At 61.3% G+C, this 4,276-nt stretch carries 4 protein-coding genes; 2 read left to right on the plus strand and 2 right to left on the minus strand.

All coding sequences use genetic code 11. The features are described from left to right. A partial coding sequence (locus ACESL8_RS00920; protein WP_372914956.1) for a site-specific DNA-methyltransferase occupies positions 1-777 on the minus strand: 777 nt, incomplete at its 3' end. Between the two features lie 87 nt (positions 778-864). Next, entirely contained in the window at positions 865-1,080 is a 216-nt protein-coding gene (locus tag ACESL8_RS00925; protein ID WP_372914958.1) for a helix-turn-helix domain-containing protein, read from the minus strand. Between the two features lie 371 nt (positions 1,081-1,451). On the opposite strand from ACESL8_RS00925, the gene ACESL8_RS00930 reads away from it, so the two are divergent. Together ACESL8_RS00930 and ACESL8_RS00935 are read left to right on the plus strand one after the other, a co-directional pair. Beyond that, positions 1,452-2,993 carry a caspase domain-containing protein gene (locus ACESL8_RS00930; RefSeq protein ID WP_372914960.1) on the plus strand — a complete coding sequence of 514 codons (1,542 nt, stop codon included), beginning with the start codon at positions 1,452-1,454 and terminating at the stop codon, positions 2,991-2,993. Continuing rightward, positions 2,990-4,276, plus strand: a 1,287-nt coding sequence (locus tag ACESL8_RS00935; RefSeq protein ID WP_372914962.1) for a caspase family protein, incomplete at its 3' end; no start/stop codon positions are given. The genes ACESL8_RS00930 and ACESL8_RS00935, both read left to right, overlap by 4 nt.

Raw genomic sequence — 4,276 nt, forward strand, 5'->3', positions numbered from 1 at the left:
AGCGACGTCAATGTATTCTTGGGTAACATCGCAGCCGTAAGCATTCCGGCCGCTTTTCAGGGCTGCAATCGCTGTCGATCCGACGCCCAAATAAGGGTCGAGCACATTGTCGCCAGGGTTAGTCAATCCGAGGACTAGGCGTTCTACTAAACCGACCGGAAATTGGCAGGGATGATCGAGCTTTTCCACATGGTTGGATTTGACATTTGGGATATCCCAAACGTCTGACGGGTTTTTACCAAGCGGGTTCCCCGACATTTGCCCTTTATTTGGGCCTTTGAAATGTTTTTTATCAGGATATTTCGACGGGATACGGATTGGGTCGAGATTGAACGTGTAATCGTCATCCTTGGTGAACCACAGAATTGTTTCATGCCGGCCAGAAAGGCGTTTCTGGCAATGCAGGCCATGCCCGAAAGTCCAGATAATTCGGTTCCGCAGGCGCAATCCGTGGTTCTTGAATATGGGATAGAGAACCACGTCGAGAGGAAATATTTCACCTTCATCTACGTGATTGCCAACTTGCCAGCATATTGAACCGCGCGGGTGCAATAGGCGGACGGCCTCAGCGACTGTCGCAGCTTGGCTTTCGATGTAGACATCCATCGACGTCCGCTTCTCGTATTCCTTGCCAATATTGTAGGGCGGAGAGGTCGCGATCAGGTGCATACTGCCCTTTTTCAAGGACCGCATGAAATCCAGGTTGTCTTGGCATTCGATCACTGTTTTTAGCGGCCGAAGCGGAACGACATTTCTGGCCCTTAGCTGACGAGTCATGTTATCTTTATCATCCCCGGACAAACTCCAATCATCAGATTTGAGTTCAACATCAATGCATTTTCAATAGAGACGAAAGCCATTTACCTAAACTAGAGTAGCGGGCGGGCCACTGGAAACTCCACGCTCTTGAGCTGTGATCCACCGGTCGATTTTGGTCTTGCGGAACCGCCAAGAGGCCCCGACCTTGAATCCTGGTATTTTACCCTCGGCCGCCAAGCGGTAAGCTGTCTTTTCAGCCAACTTAAGGTAGTCGGCGACCTCCTTGATGGTCATCACATCGCTCTCCACCACCGACTCCATCTGGAGGTCTGTCCCTGTCTGAGAAAATAGGAGAAAATTGAGGATCGCACAAGCTCAATCATAGCGGGCAGTCTAAGAGCCTGATCCGAAACTAAGTTGAGTGGTATCAGCAGGTTGGCTTGACGGCTGGCCTGATCGTTGATTCTGGGGTTTTGCAACAAACTTCCAAGGGTGTGAAATTGCAGCCAACATTGACCCCCCGAACTTTGGCGCATTCCGTTGATTAAAGTGATGGATTTACGTATTCGGCGGGGTCGCTTTTCGCGCGACAAGTGACCCTACAGGATGCCAGTTTTTGTTAATAATATGAACGAGATAGACAGCTATTGCGCGGTGGTCAGCGTCGGACGCGATTTTACAACCAGCGTTACGTGGTGGTGGCCGGCGATGGCCGTTACGACACCAATCTTGGCCCCGATTCCGAAAGCTTCCGCTGGTTCATGCCCGATCAGCCGTTTCGGTCGTTGGCTCCACAAACGCTGATGCGCGATTATTACGAGCCGCGGCTGATCGCCAAGCTGATGGATTGCACTCAGGACGGCAACTGCGCCCGCGTGTTGCACCCGGTGCCGCCGGTTGCCGGACTGAACCGCCAATTGCCCACCGTGCGCATTACCGAGGTAAAGCCAATCCGGCCCGGCTGGGCGCAGGTAAACATTGAAGTGAACGAAACCAGCGATGCTGGCAGTGGACGCAAATCCGGCGTTTACGGCGTCAAGCTGTTGATGAACAACCGCGAAGTATCCCGCGATCCAGACGATTCCAGCGCCAAACCCAGCACGCTGAACGAATGGCGCCAGGCCAATCTCTCGCCGCCCGGCGATGACCAAGGCAATCGTTATTGGGGCTTGGAGGTGCAGCTGCCCACCGATGGAAAACCGCTGCAGTTTTCCGCCTACAGCTTCAACAGCGACCGCGTCAAAAGCGACACCGCCCGCCTGGCCTGGACGCCGCCCCAAGGGCCGCTGGCCATGCCACCGCGCGTCCGCCGGGCGTTCGTGCTCACCATCGGCGTGAACGATTACAGCGAAAGCCGGCTGGCGCTGAATTTCGCCGTTCCCGATGCCCAGCTGATTTCGCAGCGGCTGGCCAGCATCCCCGGATATGAAATGCGCCACGCCAGCTTGACCACGGCGCGATTGCAAGGCGGCAGCGTGCGCAGCGTCACCCGCGAGGATATCGACAAGGCGCTTGGCATCCTCGCCGGCTTCCCGCCCGGGCCCTACCAAACCGAGCTAAAGGCTGCCGGCTTTGACGCCAGCGCGCTCGACAATGCGACGCCCGACGACATCGTCATCATCAGCTTCTCCGGGCACGGCTTTGCCGACACGTCGGGCAATTTCGCGCTGGTGCCATCGAATGCGCGCTGGCCCGTCACAGATGCCGGGCCGCAAGCCGATACGGTGATCGACGCCGCGCAGCTCACCATGTGGCTGCGCGCCATCAAGGCGCAAGAAATCGCCTTCATCATCGACGCCTGTCATTCGGGCGCGGCGGTCAACACCCCCGATTTCAAGCCTGGCCCGATGGGCGATCCGGGGCTGGGGCAATTGGCGTTCGACAAGGGGCTGCGCATCCTCGCGGCTACTCAGGCCGATGATGTGGCGCTGGAAAATGCCAGTCTGGCGCAGGGTTTTCTTACTGCCGCGCTCGGCGAAGGCCTCACCCCCACCGGCGGCCCTGCCGATCTCAACCGCGACGGCAAGGTGCTGCTTGATGAATGGCTGCGCTATGCGGTGGCGCGGCTGCCCTCGCTCAATGAGGAAGTGCGGCGCGGCGGCGGCGCCATGGCGGCGCGCGGCGTGCGGCTGGTGATGCGCGCACCCAGTGCCGCCCCGCCAAAATCGCAGGAACCCAGCCTGTTCGATTTCAATTCGGCGCCGTCGCCGGTGGCGCTGCGGGGCCAGCCATGACGATCAGGCTGGCACTGCTGGCCGCGGCGCTGTTGATGCCCGCCTCGGCAAACGCCGCCGTGCGCGCTGTGTTCGTGGGCATCGACAATTACGAAAACAGCCGCGCCCATGTGCCCGGTGCCGGTTTTGACGATCTGTCGGGCGCGGTGGGGGACACGCTGCGCATCAAGGCCGCCGTTGCGCAGGCCTACCGCCTGAGTGTCGATGAAGTGCCGCAGGATCAATGCCAGTCGTCCAACGCTGTCTCGCTCACACTGATCAACACATGCGCCACCAAGGCGGCGATCATGGCGGCGTGGAACCGCGCGCTGGCAAACAGCCAGCCCGGCGACACGCTGCTGCTGTATTTCGCCGGGCACGGTTCGCGCTTCATCGATGATGCCGCGCAAGATCAGGCCAGCCGTTACAACAGCACGCTGATGGCGTACGATGCCCGCCGGCCGGGCGCGCTGGCCGGGGCGGATATCCTCGATCACGAAGTGCGCAGCTTCATCGACCGCGCCACGTCGGGCGGCATCAACATCGTCACCTGGTTCGACAGCTGCAACAGCGGCACCGCCAGCCGCGATGGCAATTCGGCTACTCGCACTGCGCCCGATCTGCGCGTGCGCGGCCTGCAGCCCATCGCCTCGCCGCAGCAATATGGCAGCTACGGCGCCTACCGCGTGCATCTGGGCGCGGCCGGCGACGGGCAGGATGCCAAGGAGGTCGGCACCGTAGGCGCGCGCGCCGGCGTGTTCACCACCGCCCTGTCCCGCGCCATAATTGCCGCCCCGCAAGCCAGTTTCGCCGATATCGCCGCGCGCGTGGTGGCCGATGTGTCCAGCGCCACCGGCGGCCGTCAGGTGCCCCACGCCGAAGGCGCCCTGCGCGCCGCGATGGGCGGGCCGGAAATCAAGGTGCCCACGTTCGACGTGGCCATGGATGACGGCAAGCTGGCGATGGCCGGCGGCGGGCTGGTGGGCATCACGCCGGGTTCGCGGTTTGCGCTGTTTGCCACCACCGGCGCGGCACTGGGCGGCGGCAACAGCGATCTCACCGCGCGGGTAACTCGGGTAGACGCCGGTGTCGCCGTCCTCACTCCAGATGCGCCGCTGCCGCCGGGGACGCCGGGCCGGCTGGTGGCGCGCGAGATTGCCCACGATTTCGGCGGCGCCGTGCTGGGGCTGGCGGTGGACGATCCCGCCGCGCGGGCCGCCGTGCAGCGGCTGGATTTCGTGCGAATTGATGCAGGTGGTCGCTTTGCATTGCGCCCCTCCGCCACCGGCATGACGCTCACTGGC

This window comes from Sandarakinorhabdus sp., from assembly GCF_041689835.1.
Taxonomy (GTDB): Bacteria; Pseudomonadota; Alphaproteobacteria; order Sphingomonadales; family Sphingomonadaceae; genus Sandarakinorhabdus.

Excerpts from the sequence above, each read along its gene's own strand:
- ACESL8_RS00925 (WP_372914958.1), bottom strand. The coding sequence starts at position 1,080 with ATGGAGTCGGTGGTGGAGAGCGATGTGATGACCATCAAGGAGGTCGCC.